Source organism: Bacillus sp. AF23 (genome assembly GCF_020861455.1).
Taxonomy (GTDB): domain Bacteria; phylum Bacillota; class Bacilli; order Bacillales; family Bacillaceae; genus Bacillus; species Bacillus halotolerans.
On the sequence record NZ_JAJHVY010000010.1, the window covers coordinates 86,538 to 102,293 of the forward strand.

Below are 15,756 nucleotides of genomic sequence, written 5' to 3' on the forward strand. Positions count from 1 at the left end.
AAGATAAAGGTAAGAATTTGGAGTTTAGGTAAGCTAGTTTAACTACAGAAAGGTGGGTTTCTTGTGTTGAATTTTACCTGGAACGTATTTTCTCAAACAGGAAATGTTGATACGTATCTTCTTTTTAAAGAACTGGAAAAAGAGAACATGGAAAGACCCGAAGAACTAGAAGATGAGCTAGCCCGATTTGATTTTCCAATTTTATAGACCTCTTGACCGCTCCTGTTTTAGGAAGGTGCGGAAATGCTGACAAAATGTGAAGGAATCGTTCTTCGTACCAATGATTACGGAGAGACGAATAAAATTGTTACTTTACTGACAAGAGAACACGGAAAAATAGGTGTTATGGCCAGAGGAGCCAAAAAACCGAACAGCCGTTTATCAGCAGTCAGCCAGCCCTTTTTGTATGGTTCATTCCTAATGCAGAAAACAACAGGCCTCGGAACCCTTCAGCAGGGTGAAATGATCCTCAGCATGAGAGGCATCAGAGAGGATTTGTTTTTAACTGCATATGCAGCTTTTATTGCTGAGCTCGTTGACAAAGGCACAGAAGAAAAAAAACCAAATCCCTATTTGTTTGAATTTATTTTAGAATCCTTTAAACAGCTTGACGAAGGAACAGACCCGGATGTTATTACCTTCATTGTTCAAATGAAGATGCTTGCTGTGATGGGACTGTATCCTGAGCTTAATCACTGTGTGCATTGTAAAAGCCAGGATGGGACATTCCATTTTTCTGTTCGCGATAACGGTTTTATTTGCCATCGCTGCTTCGACAAAGACCCTTACAAGGTGCCGATTAAGCCGCAAACGGCAAGGCTTTTGAGACTGTTTTATTACTTCGACCTTTCAAGGATTGGCAATGTGTCTTTAAAGCAGGAAACGAAAAATGAATTAAAGCAAGTTATTGACTTGTACTACGAAGAATATTCAGGGGTTTATCTGAAATCGAAGCGTTTTTTAGATCAAATGGAGAGCATGAAACATCTTATGGGTGAAAACAAAAGTTGACATATGGCCCATCTTTTTATATGATCATTTATTATAAAATATGTTGCAGTGAGAGAAAGAAGTACTTGCGTTTACCTCATAAAAGCGACCTTAGGACGGTGTAAGCTAAGGATGAGCGCGCAACGAAAGGCATTCTTGAGCAATTTTAAAAAAGAGGCTGGGATTTTGTTCTCAGCAACTAGGGTGGAACCGCGGGAGAACTCTCGTCCCTATGTTTGCGGCTGGCAAGCATAGAGACGGGAGTTTTTTGGTTGCTGCCGCAGCAATTTTTATGAAGGAAAAGTGGAGGTGCTTGAAATGAATATTCAAGACATGATTCTAACCCTGCAGAAGCATTGGTCTAATGAAGGCTGTGTGCTCATGCAGGCATACGATGTAGAAAAAGGGGCCGGCACGATGAGCCCGTATACATTTTTGCGCAGTATCGGTCCTGAGCCGTGGAAAGTGGCTTACGTTGAGCCGTCAAGACGCCCAGCTGACGGCCGATACGGAGAAAACCCGAACAGACTCTATCAGCATCATCAATTTCAGGTCATCATTAAACCATCACCTGATAACATTCAAGAGCTGTATTTAGACTCTTTGCGCGCTCTCGGAATTGATCCGCTTGAGCATGACATCCGTTTTGTTGAGGACAACTGGGAGAATCCGTCTTTAGGCTGTGCGGGTCTTGGCTGGGAAGTATGGCTTGACGGAATGGAAATTACACAATTCACGTATTTCCAGCAGGTTGGGGGACTTGAGTGTAAGCCTGTTTCCGTGGAAATTACATACGGAATTGAGCGTCTGGCCTCTTATATACAGGATAAAGAAAATGTATTTGATCTTGAGTGGACATCAGGCTTTACTGTGAAAGATTTATTCATGATGGCTGAGTACGAGCATTCCGTTTATACATTTGAAACATCTGATGTTGATATGCTGTTCCAATTGTTCAGCACGTATGAAAAAGAAGCGATCAAGCAAATGGACAATGGTCTTGTGCATCCCGCATATGACTACGTGCTTAAATGCTCGCACACATTCAACCTTCTTGACGCCAAAGGGGCAATCTCTGTTACAGAGCGAACAGGCTATATCGGAAGAGTGCGGAATTTAGCAAGAAAAGTCGCAAAAACCTATTATGAGGAACGAGAAAAACTAGGGTTCCCAATGCTTAAAGGGGAGGGTTCTTCTCATGAGTAAACAGGATTTACTTTTAGAGATCGGATTAGAGGAAATGCCGGCGCGCTTTTTGAATGAAAGCATGGTTCAGCTGGGCGAAAAGCTGACAGGCTGGCTTGCAGAAAAAAATATTGCACACGGTGAAGTGAAGCTTTTTAATACACCGAGACGCCTTGCTGTTTTAGTAAAGGGTGTAGCAGAAAAGCAGGATGATATAAAAGAAGAAGCAAAAGGGCCTGCGAAAAAAATCGCCCTTGATGCTGACGGCAACTGGACAAAAGCGGCGATTGGGTTTTCAAAAGGCCAAGGTGCCAGTGTGGAAGACTTGTACATGAAAGAAATAAAAGGCACGGAATATGTTTTTGTGCAAAAATTCCAAGCAGGACAAGAAACCAAAACGCTTCTGCCTGAACTGAACAGCTTAATCACAAGCCTCCATTTCCCGAAAAATATGAGATGGGGAAATGAAGATCTGCGTTATATCCGTCCGATTAAATGGATTGTCGCTTTATTTGGCCAGGATGTCATTCCGTTTGCAATTACAAATGTTGAGTCAGGCCGGACGACACAGGGGCACCGGTTCCTGGGGCATGAAGTGTCTATTGAATCACCTTCAAGTTATGAAGAACAGCTGAAAGAGCAGCATGTGATTGCTGATCCAAATGTTCGCAAACAGATGATTCAATCGCAGCTGGAAGCAATGGCCGAAGAAAACAATTGGAGTATTCCGGTTGACGAGGATCTCCTTGATGAAGTCAATCATTTAGTAGAATATCCGACGGCTCTTTACGGCTCATTTGAATCTGAGTTTCTGTCCATTCCTGAGGAAGTGCTTGTAACGACAATGAAAGAGCATCAGCGCTATTTCCCTGTTAAAGACAAAAACGGAGATTTGCTGCCTTACTTTATCACAGTCCGTAACGGAAACAGCCACGCGATCGAAAATGTCGCGCGAGGCAATGAAAAAGTGCTGCGTGCCCGTTTGTCAGATGCTTCTTTCTTCTACAAGGAAGACCAGAAACTGAACATTGATGAAAATGTGAAGAAGCTTGAAAACATTGTGTTCCATGAAGAGCTTGGCTCTCTCGCTGATAAGGTAAGAAGAGTAACAGCGATCGCAGAGAAGCTTGCTGTCCGTCTTCAAGCTGATGAAGATACATTAAAACATGTGAAACGTGCTGCTGAAATTTCTAAATTCGACCTTGTGACACATATGATATATGAGTTCCCTGAGCTTCAAGGAATTATGGGTGAAAAGTATGCGAGAATGCTTGGCGAACATGATGCTGTAGCCGCAGCTGTCAACGAACACTATATGCCTAGATCTGCAGGCGGAGAAACGCCTTCCACTTTCACTGGGGCGGTAGTTGCCATGGCGGATAAGCTGGATACAATCGCATCCTTCTTCTCTATTGGCGTCATTCCGACTGGTTCACAGGATCCTTATGGCTTGCGCCGCCAAGCGAGCGGTATTGTCGCTATTCTGCTTGACCGGAATTGGGGCATTTCGTTTGAAGAGCTGCTGACTTTCGTACAAACCGAAAAAGAAACCGAACTGTTAGATTTCTTCACTCAGCGTCTAAAATACGTCTTAAATGCGGAGCAGATCAGACATGATGTAATAGATGCCGTGCTGGAAAGCTCTGAGCTTGAGCCATATTCGGCGCTCCACAAAGCGCAAGTGCTGGAACAAAAATTGGGTGCGCCAGGCTTTAAGGAAACAGCAGAAGCTTTAGGCCGAGTGATCTCTATCAGCAAAAAAGGAGTTCGCGCGGAAATTCAGCCTGATTTGTTTGAAAATGAATACGAAGCGAAGCTGTACGAAGCTTATCAAACTGCTAAACAAAATCTGCAGGAAAGCTTCAGCAAAAAGGATTATGAGGCGGCACTTTCTTCCCTTGCGGCCTTGAAGGAACCGATTGATGCTTATTTCGACCATACGATGGTTATTGCTGATAACGAGACATTAAAGGCAAACCGATTAGCGCAAATGGTAAGCTTGGCGGATCAGATCAAGTCCTTTGCTAATATGAATGCCCTTATTGTAAAATAAAGAAAGAAAAGGCGGTTGCTGTGTGATCGGTAATCGTCTTTTCCCCATTTGAACGTTTTTTTGTTTGATTACAAAGCATTTACGTTATAATATGGTTTATTATTTCTTTACATAGATACGAAGTGAAAAGGTGGTGAGTACGATCGAACTAAATAAACGGCAAGAACATATTTTGCAGATTGTAAAAGAAAACGGACCGATTACAGGGGAGCATATTGCCGAACAGCTGAATTTAACGAGAGCAACACTGCGTCCGGATTTAGCCATACTCACCATGTCAGGTTTCCTTGAGGCGCGCCCGAGAGTCGGTTATTTCTATACTGGAAAAACCGGCACGCAGCTTTTGGCAGATAAACTGAAAAAGCTTCAGGTGAAAGACTTTCAATCTATCCCCGTCGTTATTCACGAGAACGTTTCTGTATATGATGCGATTTGCACCATGTTTTTAGAAGATGTAGGTACTCTGTTTGTAGTGGACCGTGATGCTGTTTTAGTCGGAGTGCTTTCACGAAAGGATTTACTACGAGCCAGCATCGGCCAGCAGGAGCTTACTTCTGTCCCTGTGCACATTATTATGACTAGAATGCCGAATATTACAGTGTGCAGACGCGAGGATTATGTGATGGACATTGCAAAGCACTTAATTGAAAAACAAATCGATGCGCTGCCTGTCATCAAAGATACCGATAAGGGATATGAAGTGATCGGCAGAGTGACGAAAACGAATATGACCAAAATACTTGTCAGTTTATCAGAAAATGAAATCCTATAAGAGCGCAGACTAACGGGGGGATAATATGAATAACCGCATCATCTATGTTGTATCGGATTCCGTCGGTGAAACGGCCGAATTGGTAGTCAAAGCTGCATTAAGCCAATTTAACGGCTCAGCGGATGATACACATGTAAGAAGAATTCCTTATGTTGAAGACATTGGCACTATCAATGAAGTGATTTCACTTGCAAAAGCAGATGGAGGCATTATCTGTTTTACACTTGTGGTGCCGGAAATAAGAGAATATTTGATTGCCGAAGCGGATAAAGCAAATGTTTTATATTATGATATTATCGGCCCGTTAATTGATAAAATGGAAACAGCCTACGGTTTAACGGCCAAATATGAACCGGGACGGGTCCGCCAGCTTGATGAAGATTATTTCAAAAAGGTCGAAGCGATTGAATTTGCTGTTAAATACGATGATGGGCGTGACCCACGAGGTATTTTAAAAGCTGATATCGTTTTGATCGGTGTATCGAGAACCTCTAAAACACCGTTATCTCAATATCTTGCCCACAAGCGGCTGAAGGTTGCCAATGTTCCGATTGTTCCGGAGGTTGACCCGCCGGAAGAGCTCTTTCATGTTGACCCAAAAAAATGCATCGGCCTGAAGATCAGTCCGGATAAACTGAATCATATCAGAAAAGAACGGTTAAAATCGCTTGGCCTCAATGACAAGGCCATCTATGCAAATATCAACAGAATTAAAGAGGAACTGGAATATTTCGAAAAGATCGTGGATCGAATCGGCTGCCAGGTTGTAGATGTTTCAAATAAAGCAGTAGAAGAAACAGCAAATATTATCCATCATCTCAAAACGAAAAACATGTAACTCAGGACGCTCTATCCTGGGTTTTTGACTTTGCCAAAAGGGAATAATGAAAAACAATAGCATCTTTGTGAAGTTTGTATTATAATAAAAAATTGTGATAAAATGATTAATTTTAGGTTTAAGGTTAGTGTGATACGAATAAACTATTATGGGTAAGATGTCAAGAATTTCTCCCGGAAATTTTTCGACAAATTCATATACACCCGCATTTTTGCAGGGTGTGCGATTTTGCTTGCTTTTATGCAGGAGTTTAATGGAGGGATGGAGAATTACTCTTCTTAATGAAAAAGAAAAGACGATTTTTGTCGATGCTGATGCTTGTCCCGTAAAAGACGAAATTTTACAAACAGCATCCGATTATGAAGTTCAAGTTCTTTTTGTCGCTTCATTTGAACATTACCAGCTTTCCAGAAGTCAGGAAGAAAAATGGAAGTATGTTGATCCTCATAAAGAAGCTGCTGATTTATATATCGCAAATCATGTAAAACCGGGAGATGTCGTGGTGACGCAGGATATTGGTTTAGCATCCCTGCTTGTGAACAGGAATGTCACCGTCATGTCGGAGAGAGGGCGTCTTTACAAGGAAGATACGATTGATTTTGCCCTTGAAGGCCGTCATGTTTCCGGCAAACAAAGGAGAAAAGGCATATATGCCAAAGGGCCTAAAAAATTGAATCATGAAGATCGAGAACGATTTGTTACACTGCTGCAAAAAATCCTGTCGAACGATGAAGGGATTTTGCACTAAAACATCGAATAATGTACGACGGAGTGTTATAAGATGGGAAATCGGATACCAGATGAAATTGTAGACAAGGTGCAAAAGTCGGCAGATATCGTTGAAGTCATAGGTGATTATGTTCAATTAAAGAAGCAAGGCCGAAACTACTTTGGACTCTGTCCTTTTCACGGAGAAAGCACACCTTCGTTTTCCGTATCGCCAGACAAACAGATTTTTCATTGCTTCGGCTGCGGAGCGGGCGGCAATGTTTTCTCCTTTTTGAGGCAGATGGAGGGCTATTCGTTTGCTGAGTCGGTTTCCCACCTTGCGGACAAATACCACATTGATTTTCCAGATGACATAACGGTTCACACCGCAGTCCGGCCAGAATCCTCCGGAGAACAAAAAATGGCGGAGGCTCATGAGCTTCTGAAGAAATTTTACCACCATTTGTTAATAAATACAAAAGAAGGTCAAGAAGCGCTGGATTATTTGCTTGCAAGAGGGTTTACAAAAGAGCTGATTGATGAATTTCAAATCGGCTATGCTCTTGATTCTTGGGATTTCATAACAAAATTTCTCGTCAAGCGGGGCTTCAGTGAAACACAAATGGAAAAAGCGGGTCTGCTAATCAGACGCGAAGACGGAAGCGGATATTTTGACCGTTTCAGAAACCGGATCATGTTTCCGATCCATGACCATCATGGAGCTGTTGTGGCTTTCTCAGGCCGAGCGCTTGGCAGCCAGCAGCCAAAATATATGAACAGTCCGGAAACGCCGCTTTTTCATAAAAGCAAGCTGCTTTATCATTTTCACAAGGCCCGGCTTCATATCAGAAAGCAGGAAAGAGCTGTCTTATTCGAGGGATTCGCTGATGTCATATCAGCGGTAAACTCAGGCGTAAAAGAGAGTATAGCGACGATGGGCACGTCTCTGACAGATGATCATGTAAAGATTCTGAGAAGAAACGTGGAGGAAATCATTCTTTGCTATGACTCTGATAAAGCCGGATATGAAGCCACCTTGAAAGCTGCGGAGCTTCTTCAGAAAAAAGATTGTAAAGTCAGAGTCGCTATGATCCCTGACGGATTGGACCCTGACGATTACATTAAACAGTACGGCGGAGAAAAATTCAAAAACGACATTGTCGATGCAAGCGTTACGGTAATGGCGTTTAAAATGCAATATTTCCGCAAAGGAAAGAACCTGGCCGATGAAGGCGATCGATTAGCCTACATTAAAGAAGTGCTTAAAGAAATCAGTGCGCTGTCAGGATCACTTGAACAGGAAGTCTATGTGAAACAGCTTGCTTCCGAATTTTCGATTTCCCAGGAGTCATTAACTGAGCAGCTGACTGTATTCGGCAGGCAAAACAAACCTGCTGACAGCAGCGGTGAAACGAAAACAAGAAGAGCGCATCTGACAACTAAGGCAAGGCAAAAACGGCTGCGCCCGGCGTATGAAAATGCAGAAAGGCTTTTACTGGCGCATATGCTTCGTGACAGGGGCGTCATAAAAAAAGTCATTGACCGGGTCGGGTTTGAATTTAATATTGATGAACACCGCGCTTTGGCCGCCTATTTGTACGCTTTTTATGAAGAGGGGGCCGAGCTGACGCCTCAGCACCTTATGGCCAGGGTGACGGATGATCATATAAGCCAGTTACTGTCTGATATTTTAATGCTTCAGATTAATCAAGAACTCAGCGAGGCCGAGTTATCAGATTATGTGAAAAAAGTGTTGAATCACAGAAAATGGTCAATGATAAAAGAAAAAGAGGCGGAAAGAGCCGAAGCCGAAAGGCAAAAAGATTTTTTGAGAGCGGCATCTCTGGCTCAAGAAATCGTTACTTTGAACCGATCTTTAAAATAACCGGGACAACTGATGAGGACTTTCATTGGCAATGATTCCTTGCGGAGGAGCAAATAGATCGCTTGACCTCATCATGAATTGTCATTTCATTATTCGCACATTGTTAAAGGCAGTTCACATAGAAAACGCCTGAATGGACCGAATAAGAATCATACCGCTTTTAGAATTCGTTGCAAGCTTTGGAAGGAGGGATCCATAATGGCTGATAAACAAACCCACGAAACTGAATTAACATTCGACCAAGTGAAAGAACAATTAACCGAGTCTGGTAAAAAACGTGGCGTTTTGACATATGAAGAAATTGCTGAGCGTATGTCCAGCTTTGAGATTGAATCAGACCAAATGGATGAGTATTATGAATTTTTAGGTGAACAAGGTGTTGAATTAATTAGTGAGAATGAAGAAACAGAAGATCCTAATATTCAGCAGCTTGCCAAAGCCGAAGAAGAATTTGACCTTAATGACCTAAGTGTACCGCCTGGTGTCAAAATCAATGACCCAGTCCGTATGTATTTAAAGGAAATCGGCCGGGTTAACCTTCTTTCTGCAAAGGAAGAAATCGCCTATGCGCAAAAAATTGAAGAAGGTGATGAAGAATCCAAACGCAGATTGGCTGAAGCGAACCTGCGGCTTGTTGTCAGCATCGCCAAACGGTACGTCGGACGCGGAATGCTGTTCCTTGACCTGATCCAAGAAGGTAACATGGGTCTGATGAAAGCCGTTGAGAAATTTGATTACCGTAAGGGTTATAAATTCAGTACGTATGCTACGTGGTGGATCAGACAGGCGATTACACGCGCCATTGCCGATCAGGCGAGAACGATCCGGATCCCCGTTCATATGGTTGAAACCATTAATAAATTAATCCGCGTACAGCGTCAGCTATTGCAAGACTTAGGCAGAGAGCCAACACCTGAAGAAATTGCGGAAGACATGGATTTAACACCTGAAAAAGTACGTGAAATCTTAAAAATAGCACAAGAGCCAGTGTCCCTTGAAACACCGATCGGTGAAGAAGATGATTCCCATCTTGGTGATTTCATCGAAGATCAAGAGGCTACTTCACCTTCAGATCACGCGGCATACGAGCTATTGAAAGAGCAGCTTGAAGACGTGCTTGATACGTTAACAGATCGTGAAGAAAATGTATTGCGGCTTCGATTCGGTCTTGATGACGGACGTACAAGAACATTGGAAGAGGTCGGCAAGGTATTTGGAGTTACGAGAGAGCGTATTCGACAAATCGAAGCGAAAGCGCTGCGGAAACTAAGACATCCTAGCAGAAGTAAACGTTTGAAAGATTTTCTAGAATAAGATGGAACGGGTCTTGCAGATCCGTTCTTCTTTTTTTAAGAAGATATATGGATAATATGTCTTTATTTTACTGAAAAATGATGTCATTTGCAAATGAACATTGTGATGAAAAATTTCAATATACCAATCCATATTTTCTATTGTAAGCGTATACAATACATTATACAATAGAATAAAAGGATTGTTAGAGAAATAGGCATGATTTGATTCAATTTTGTATAAAGTGTGAATAAAAAACTTTTGTATGCCAATCCATTTACTTTTTGTAAAAATAAGTTAGAATTAGAAGTGTTTACATAGGGGGAAGGATCATAAAGGGGGAAGGGAAATGAAATGGAATCCGCTTATTCCATTTTTACTGATCGCTGTTTTAGGAATTGGTCTGACTTTCTTTTTATCAGTAAAGGGGCTTGATGACTCTCGCGAGATTGCGAGTGGGGGAGAAAGCAAGTCTGCTGAAAAAGATGATGCAAACGCTTCACCGGAAGATATTTACAAGGCGAATTGTATCTCGTGTCACGGGGAAAATTATGAAGGAGTTTCGGGTCCGAGTTTAAAAGGTGTAGGGAATAAAAAGGATGTCGCTGAAATCAAAACAAAGATTGAAAAAGGCGGTAATGGAATGCCTTCCGGTCTTGTTCCGGCTGATAAGCTTGATGACATGGCAGAATGGGTGTCTAAAATTAAATAATGGATGTATCTTTCTCCTTATACGTTCTCAGGCCGCCGAGATGTTCTCGACAGCCTTTTATTTTTGTCCGTCATCCCATACTTCATGTTGTTCCTGCAAAGAAATAAACTGAAAATCATTCGCTCAGCTTGGATTCCGGGCTGATTTTTTATATGATAGAAAAGGAAAAAATGATTGAGAAAAGTTGTGATGACTAGTGAACGAATTAAAATTATCAAAACGATTACAAACAGTAGCGGAGTACATACCGGATGGAGCAGTAGTAGCGGATATTGGCTCTGACCATGCTTACCTTCCCTGTTATGCGGTGCTGAATCATAAAGCCAGCAAAGCTATTGCTGGAGAAATAACAGACGGTCCATTCTTGTCTGCCAAACGGCAGGTCGAAAAATCGGGCTTAAGCGCACACATAACGGTAAGGCAAGGAGACGGCCTGGAAGTGCTTCAGAAAGGTGAGGCTGACGCCATAACAATTGCCGGAATGGGCGGGTCACTGATCGCTCATATCTTAGAAGCAGGCAAAGAAAAACTGACAGGCAAAGAACGGCTTATTTTACAGCCGAATATTCATGCCGTTCACATTAGAGAGTGGCTGTATAAAGAAGGATACGCACTTATTAATGAAGTGATTCTTGAGGAAGACGGAAAGTGCTATGAGGTGCTTGTGGCCGAAGCCGGAGACAGAGATGCAGCTTATGCAGGAATTTCTTTGCCGGCCGGAATGCTCGTAGGCCCATTTTTGGCAAAAGAAAAGAATGCTGTATTTTTGAAAAAATGGACACAAGAGCTTCACCATACTCAAAACATATATGAGCAGATCAGCCGTGCTGCAACATCTGAAGATAACAAACAGAAATTGAAGGAACTAACCGATCGAATGAAGCTATTAAAGGAGGTTATCGATCATGGCTAAAACGGTAAACGGACAGCAAGTCATCCAGCTGTTTGAACAATTTTCTCCGAAAGCCTATGCAGTTGAGGGCGATAAAATCGGTCTGCAAATCGGCAGTTTAAATAAACCGGTTAAAAATGTGATGGTTACGCTGGATGTATTGGAAAGCGTTGTCGATGAAGCGATTGAAAAAGATGTTGATTTAATCATTGCGCACCATCCTCCTATTTTCCGGCCGCTAAAGCATATTTCAACTGATCAGCCCGGCGGAAGGCTGATTGAAAAGTGTTTGAAGCATGATATCGCTGTCTATGCGGCTCATACTAACTTAGATGTTGCTGACGGCGGCGTAAATGATCTGCTTGCTGAGGCCTTGGAGCTGAGTGAAACTGAAGTATTGGCTCCTACTTATACCGATCCTCTTAAAAAGCTGGTCGTATACGTGCCGAAAGAATATGAGGAGCAGGTCAGAGGAGCGCTGGGAAATGCGGGGGCAGGCCATATCGGTGACTACAGCCATTGTGCGTTTTCATCTGAGGGCATTGGCAGCTTTAAGCCACTGGACGGCGCACAGCCTTTTATCGGAGAGGTAGGAGAGCTTGAGCTCGTTCATGAAGTCAGACTGGAGACTGTGTTTCCTAAAAGCATAGAAAAAGCCGTTATAAACGCAATGATAAAAAGCCATCCATATGAAGAAGTGGCTTATGATGTTTATCCTGTCGAACAGTCACCAGCTGAAAAAGGGCTAGGCCGTGTCGGAACACTTAAAAATGAAATGACGCTTCAGGAATTCGCTTTGTTTGTGAAAGACAAGCTTCAAGTGAACGGCGTCAGAATGGTGGGACAGGCTGACAGCATGGTGAAGAAAGTAGCTGTTCTCGGAGGAGATGGGAACAAGTATATCCACCAGGCAAAACGAAAAGGCGCAGATGTTTACGTTACAGGTGATCTATATTTCCATGTTGCCCATGATGCGATGATGCTTGGTCTGAATGTCATTGATCCAGGCCATTACGCTGAAAAAATCATGAAAGAAGGCGTCACAAAAAAACTGACGTCAATGTGTAAGGATAAAAAAGCAGACGTCAATATCTTTATTTCTGAAACGGATACAAATCCATTTACTTTTCTATAAAAAAAACTGAGGCTGTGAGGGCCTCAGTTTTTTGCTTTCACTTTCGGAAGGATTTTTTTAAGCGGGACATTGTGTTCGATTGTCCAAGTTGATGGGTTTTCATGATCAAACTGTTCTAAAAAGCGAATCACTTCTTTGGTGATCGGTGTCGGTGTTGAAGCTCCGGCAGTAACGGCAACGGTATTTACGCCTTTAAGCCATTCCAATTTTAATTCGCTTAGATCGCCGATTCGGTACGCTTTTGTTCCGGCTATTTCCTCTGACACTTGAGCGAGCCGGTTTGAATTGTTGCTTTTCGGGTCGCCGACAACGATCGTTAAGTCGGCCTTTTTCGCCTGTTCCGATACAGCTTCCTGCCGCACCTGAGTAGCCAGGCAAATCTCTTGGTGATATTCAACGTGAGGATATTTTTCCTTCACAAACTCCATAATATCGTGAACATCCCATTGAGACATTGTCGTTTGGTTTGTTACGATCAATTTTTCAGCTTGGATATCGAGATTTTTGACATCTTCCGGCGTTTCAACCAAGTGAACGATATCAGGCGCAACGCCAACCGCTCCTTCCGGCTCCGGATGGCCTTTTTTGCCGATATAGATTACGTGGTATCCTTTTTCTTTCATTTCTAAGATTAAATTGTGTGTTTTCGTTACATCCGGACATGTAGCATCTATTGCGACTAAACCTTTTTCTTCGGCGATTCGTCTAACCTCGGGAGAAACGCCGTGCGCTGTGAAAATGACAGTTCCTTTGTCAACCTGCTTCAGGATGTCCAGTCGATTAGCGCCGTCCAATGTATAAATGCCATCTTCCTCAAACGCATCAGTGACGTGTTTATTATGAACAATCATCCCGAGTATATAAATGGGTCTTGGCAAGCTTTTATCCAGTGCCGCGTTTTTAGCGATTACCATAGCGTCAACAACACCATAGCAATAGCCGCGCGGCGAAATTTTAATTACGTCCATTTTCGGTTGTCCTCCAATACAGAAGTGAGTAAAGGCAATATAAAAAGCCGTAATCAAACGGCTCTAATCTTGCATTCTTCTGATCTCCATTATAGCCAAACTCACTCCAGATATCAAAGAATGTTAAATATATAATCTCGGCTTTGAACTGCCTGATGTTTTTTTCGAGGAAGGAGAGGGCGTTTCATTTTTCTTTGAGACAGATGTTTTTGATTCTTGTTCCTTCAAGTCCGGTGCTTCTGTTTTTTTTGCAGGTGATGAACTGCTTGCTTTTGATTTTTTCTTTTCGGCAGAGTCGCTGGACGCAGTTTTCTTTTCTGTTTCTGCACTTTCATCCGATTCTGTCTTCGTTTCTTCTTCAGTGCCCTCTGTATCATCGTTTTTGCTTAATTGACTGTAAAGCTTTATCATTGCCGGCAGATTGCGGACTAAGGGTCCGTACTGCTGGATCATAGGGGTGACTTGCTGCGCCATGCCGAGCACTTTTTGCACATTGTTGAGCATACTGGATAACGATGCCGGATTAGCGAGATTTTGAATGCCTTGCAGACCTGCTCCTCCGCCTGCGGCTGCTCCGGGGGCCCCTGTGCCTCCTGCGCCGGGCAAAAATTTGGACAGCATCCCTTTTAAGCCTGTGCCCGCCCCATTTCTTGCTCCGGCGTTTGGCTGAGGAAGAAATTGCTGCCCTGATTGCTGGAAACTTTGCTGCGGCGGACCAAATGAAGGCCTTCGCATTTCAGGCGCTGCTCTTCCCATCATGCGCTGGTTTTGCATAGGGCGGGGCGGACCCGGCTGCGGATAGTTTCTCATTGGCTGCTGCTGTGAAAACATACTTGTACCTCCTTTCAGTTCTCTCTGCTATTACAATATGCATGGGTTTCGGTATTTGCTTTCCTTATCTGAATAAAACAAACGCCTTCCAAACGTGGTGTTTTTAAGGTAAATCGGGTATAATGTGATGATGGACACATAATGTGCCGCTTTAAGGAGCTGGGAAAAATGAAAGAAACTAAATTTGATGTGTATGAATTGAAACCGTTTATTATAGATGCAGTACATCGCCTTGGTTTTTATGAACCGACTGATATTCAAAAAAGGCTGATTCCTGCTGTATTAAAAAAAGAAAGCGTCATCGGACAGTCTCAGACGGGAACCGGAAAGACTCACGCTTACTTACTTCCTTTGTTAAATAAAATTGATCCTGCTAAGGATGTCGTTCAAGTGGTCATCACGGCTCCGACGCGCGAGCTTGCCAACCAGATTTATCAGGAAGCGCTGAAAATCACGCAAGGTGCAGAAGGCGATTCGATCCGTTCGAAATGTTTTATCGGAGGCACAGATAAGCAGAAAGCCATTGATAAACTGAAAACGCAGCCGCATCTAGTCGTCGGAACGCCGGGACGGATTGCGGATTTAATCAAAGAACAGGCACTAAGTGTTCATAAAGCTGAGTCTCTTGTTATTGATGAAGCAGATTTAATGCTGGATATGGGGTTCCTTGCAGATGTTGATTACATTGGTTCACGCATGCCAGAGAATCTGCAGATGCTTGTGTTCTCGGCAACGATCCCGGAAAAGCTGAAACCGTTTTTGAAAAAATACATGGAAAACCCGAAATATGCCCACGTGGAGCCGAAACAGGTCACTGCTGCAAAAATCGAGCATATCCTTATTCCTTCAAAGCACCGTGATAAGGAAAAGCTCCTTTTCGATATCATGTCTAATCTGAACCCATACTTAGGCATTGTGTTTGCCAATACGAAAAACACTGCCGACCATATTGCCAAATATTTGATGGGCAAAGGTATGAAAATCGGACTTTTGCACGGCGGCTTAACGCCTCGTGAGCGGAAAAAAGTCATGAAGCAGATTAATGATTTGGAATTCACTTATGTAATTGCAACTGACCTCGCCGCAAGAGGTATTGATATTAAAGGTGTCAGCCATGTCATCAACTATGAACTGCCTGATGATCTTGATTTCTATGTTCACCGTGTGGGCAGAACAGCGCGCGCGGGTTCTTCAGGACAGGCCATGACAATTTATGAGCTTTCTGATGAGGATGCATTGGTGAAGCTTGAGAAAATGGGTATTGAGTTTGATTACCTGGAGATTGAAAAAGGCGAATGGAAAAAAGGCGATGACCGCCAGCGCCGCCAAAAGCGTAAAAAGACGCCGAACGAAGCAGATGAAATCGCCCATCGTCTCGTGAAAAAGCCAAAGAAGGTTAAGCCGGGATATAAAAAGAAAATGAGCTACGAGATGGAGAAAATTAAGAAAAAACAGCGAAGAAATCAATCTAAAAAAAGAAAGTAGGGGAACCGG

The 15,756-nt window shown here is 42.9% G+C and carries 15 protein-coding genes; 13 read left to right on the forward strand and 2 right to left on the reverse strand.

What is annotated here, in order from left to right:
- Window positions 1-63: 63 nt before the first annotated feature.
- The 12 genes from LNN34_RS02560 to LNN34_RS02615 all read left to right on the forward strand — a co-directional run bounded on the left by LNN34_RS02560 (window position 64) and on the right by LNN34_RS02615 (window position 12,463).
- Window positions 64-207 carry a YqzL family protein gene (locus tag LNN34_RS02560; RefSeq protein WP_024122087.1) on the forward strand — a complete coding sequence of 48 codons (144 nt, stop codon included), beginning with the start codon at window positions 64-66 and terminating at the stop codon, window positions 205-207.
- Window positions 208-243: 36 nt separating this feature from the next.
- Window positions 244-1,011 (forward strand): DNA repair protein RecO, encoded by a 768-nt coding sequence (recO, locus tag LNN34_RS02565; RefSeq protein WP_024122086.1) that lies wholly within the window; start codon window positions 244-246, stop codon window positions 1,009-1,011.
- A gap of 297 nt (window positions 1,012-1,308) precedes the next feature.
- Complete coding sequence (gene glyQ / locus LNN34_RS02570; protein WP_010334976.1) at window positions 1,309-2,196, forward strand: glycine--tRNA ligase subunit alpha; 888 nt, start codon at window positions 1,309-1,311, stop codon at window positions 2,194-2,196.
- A complete protein-coding gene (gene glyS / locus LNN34_RS02575; protein WP_044154517.1) occupies window positions 2,189-4,228 on the forward strand; it encodes a glycine--tRNA ligase subunit beta in 2,040 nt (679 codons plus the stop codon). Before glyQ ends, glyS begins: the two co-directional genes overlap by 8 nt.
- 133 nt (window positions 4,229-4,361) lie before the next feature.
- Window positions 4,362-5,000 carry a transcriptional regulator CcpN gene (gene ccpN, locus LNN34_RS02580; RefSeq protein WP_024122084.1) on the forward strand — a complete coding sequence of 213 codons (639 nt, stop codon included), beginning with the start codon at window positions 4,362-4,364 and terminating at the stop codon, window positions 4,998-5,000.
- A gap of 25 nt (window positions 5,001-5,025) precedes the next feature.
- Entirely contained in the window at window positions 5,026-5,838 is an 813-nt protein-coding gene (locus tag LNN34_RS02585) for a pyruvate, water dikinase regulatory protein (RefSeq protein ID WP_229042656.1), read from the forward strand.
- 253 nt (window positions 5,839-6,091) lie between these two features.
- On the forward strand, window positions 6,092-6,586 hold the full coding sequence (locus tag LNN34_RS02590) for a YaiI/YqxD family protein (RefSeq protein WP_024122083.1): 495 nt from the start codon (window positions 6,092-6,094) through the stop codon (window positions 6,584-6,586).
- 33 nt (window positions 6,587-6,619) lie between these two features.
- Window positions 6,620-8,431, forward strand: coding sequence for a DNA primase (gene dnaG / locus LNN34_RS02595; protein WP_229042658.1), 1,812 nt, complete (start codon window positions 6,620-6,622; stop codon window positions 8,429-8,431).
- Window positions 8,432-8,629: 198 nt separating this feature from the next.
- Window positions 8,630-9,745 carry an RNA polymerase sigma factor RpoD gene (gene rpoD, locus LNN34_RS02600; RefSeq protein ID WP_003226225.1) on the forward strand — a complete coding sequence of 372 codons (1,116 nt, stop codon included), beginning with the start codon at window positions 8,630-8,632 and terminating at the stop codon, window positions 9,743-9,745.
- A gap of 328 nt (window positions 9,746-10,073) precedes the next feature.
- Entirely contained in the window at window positions 10,074-10,436 is a 363-nt protein-coding gene (cccA, locus tag LNN34_RS02605) for a cytochrome c550 (RefSeq protein ID WP_059335433.1), read from the forward strand.
- Between the two features lie 244 nt (window positions 10,437-10,680).
- Window positions 10,681-11,349, forward strand: coding sequence for a tRNA (adenine(22)-N(1))-methyltransferase TrmK (gene trmK, locus LNN34_RS02610; RefSeq protein WP_229042673.1), 669 nt, complete (start codon window positions 10,681-10,683; stop codon window positions 11,347-11,349).
- Window positions 11,342-12,463 carry a Nif3-like dinuclear metal center hexameric protein gene (locus LNN34_RS02615; RefSeq protein ID WP_193659486.1) on the forward strand — a complete coding sequence of 374 codons (1,122 nt, stop codon included), beginning with the start codon at window positions 11,342-11,344 and terminating at the stop codon, window positions 12,461-12,463. Before trmK ends, LNN34_RS02615 begins: the two co-directional genes overlap by 8 nt.
- A gap of 23 nt (window positions 12,464-12,486) precedes the next feature.
- On the opposite strand, the gene LNN34_RS02620 is transcribed toward LNN34_RS02615, so the two are convergent.
- Both LNN34_RS02620 and vrrA read right to left on the reverse strand, forming a co-directional pair.
- Window positions 12,487-13,431, reverse strand: a complete 945-nt coding sequence (locus tag LNN34_RS02620) for a 4-hydroxy-3-methylbut-2-enyl diphosphate reductase (RefSeq protein WP_044154526.1) — start codon at window positions 13,429-13,431, stop codon at window positions 12,487-12,489.
- Window positions 13,432-13,554: 123 nt separating this feature from the next.
- Window positions 13,555-14,262, reverse strand: coding sequence for a VrrA/YqfQ family protein (gene vrrA / locus LNN34_RS02625; protein WP_059293585.1), 708 nt, complete (start codon window positions 14,260-14,262; stop codon window positions 13,555-13,557).
- Window positions 14,263-14,430: 168 nt separating this feature from the next.
- Here vrrA and cshB point away from each other — a divergent pair, with 168 nt between their 5' ends.
- Entirely contained in the window at window positions 14,431-15,747 is a 1,317-nt protein-coding gene (cshB, locus tag LNN34_RS02630) for a DEAD-box ATP-dependent RNA helicase CshB (RefSeq protein WP_044154530.1), read from the forward strand.
- The last annotated feature ends 9 nt before the right edge of the window (window positions 15,748-15,756 follow it).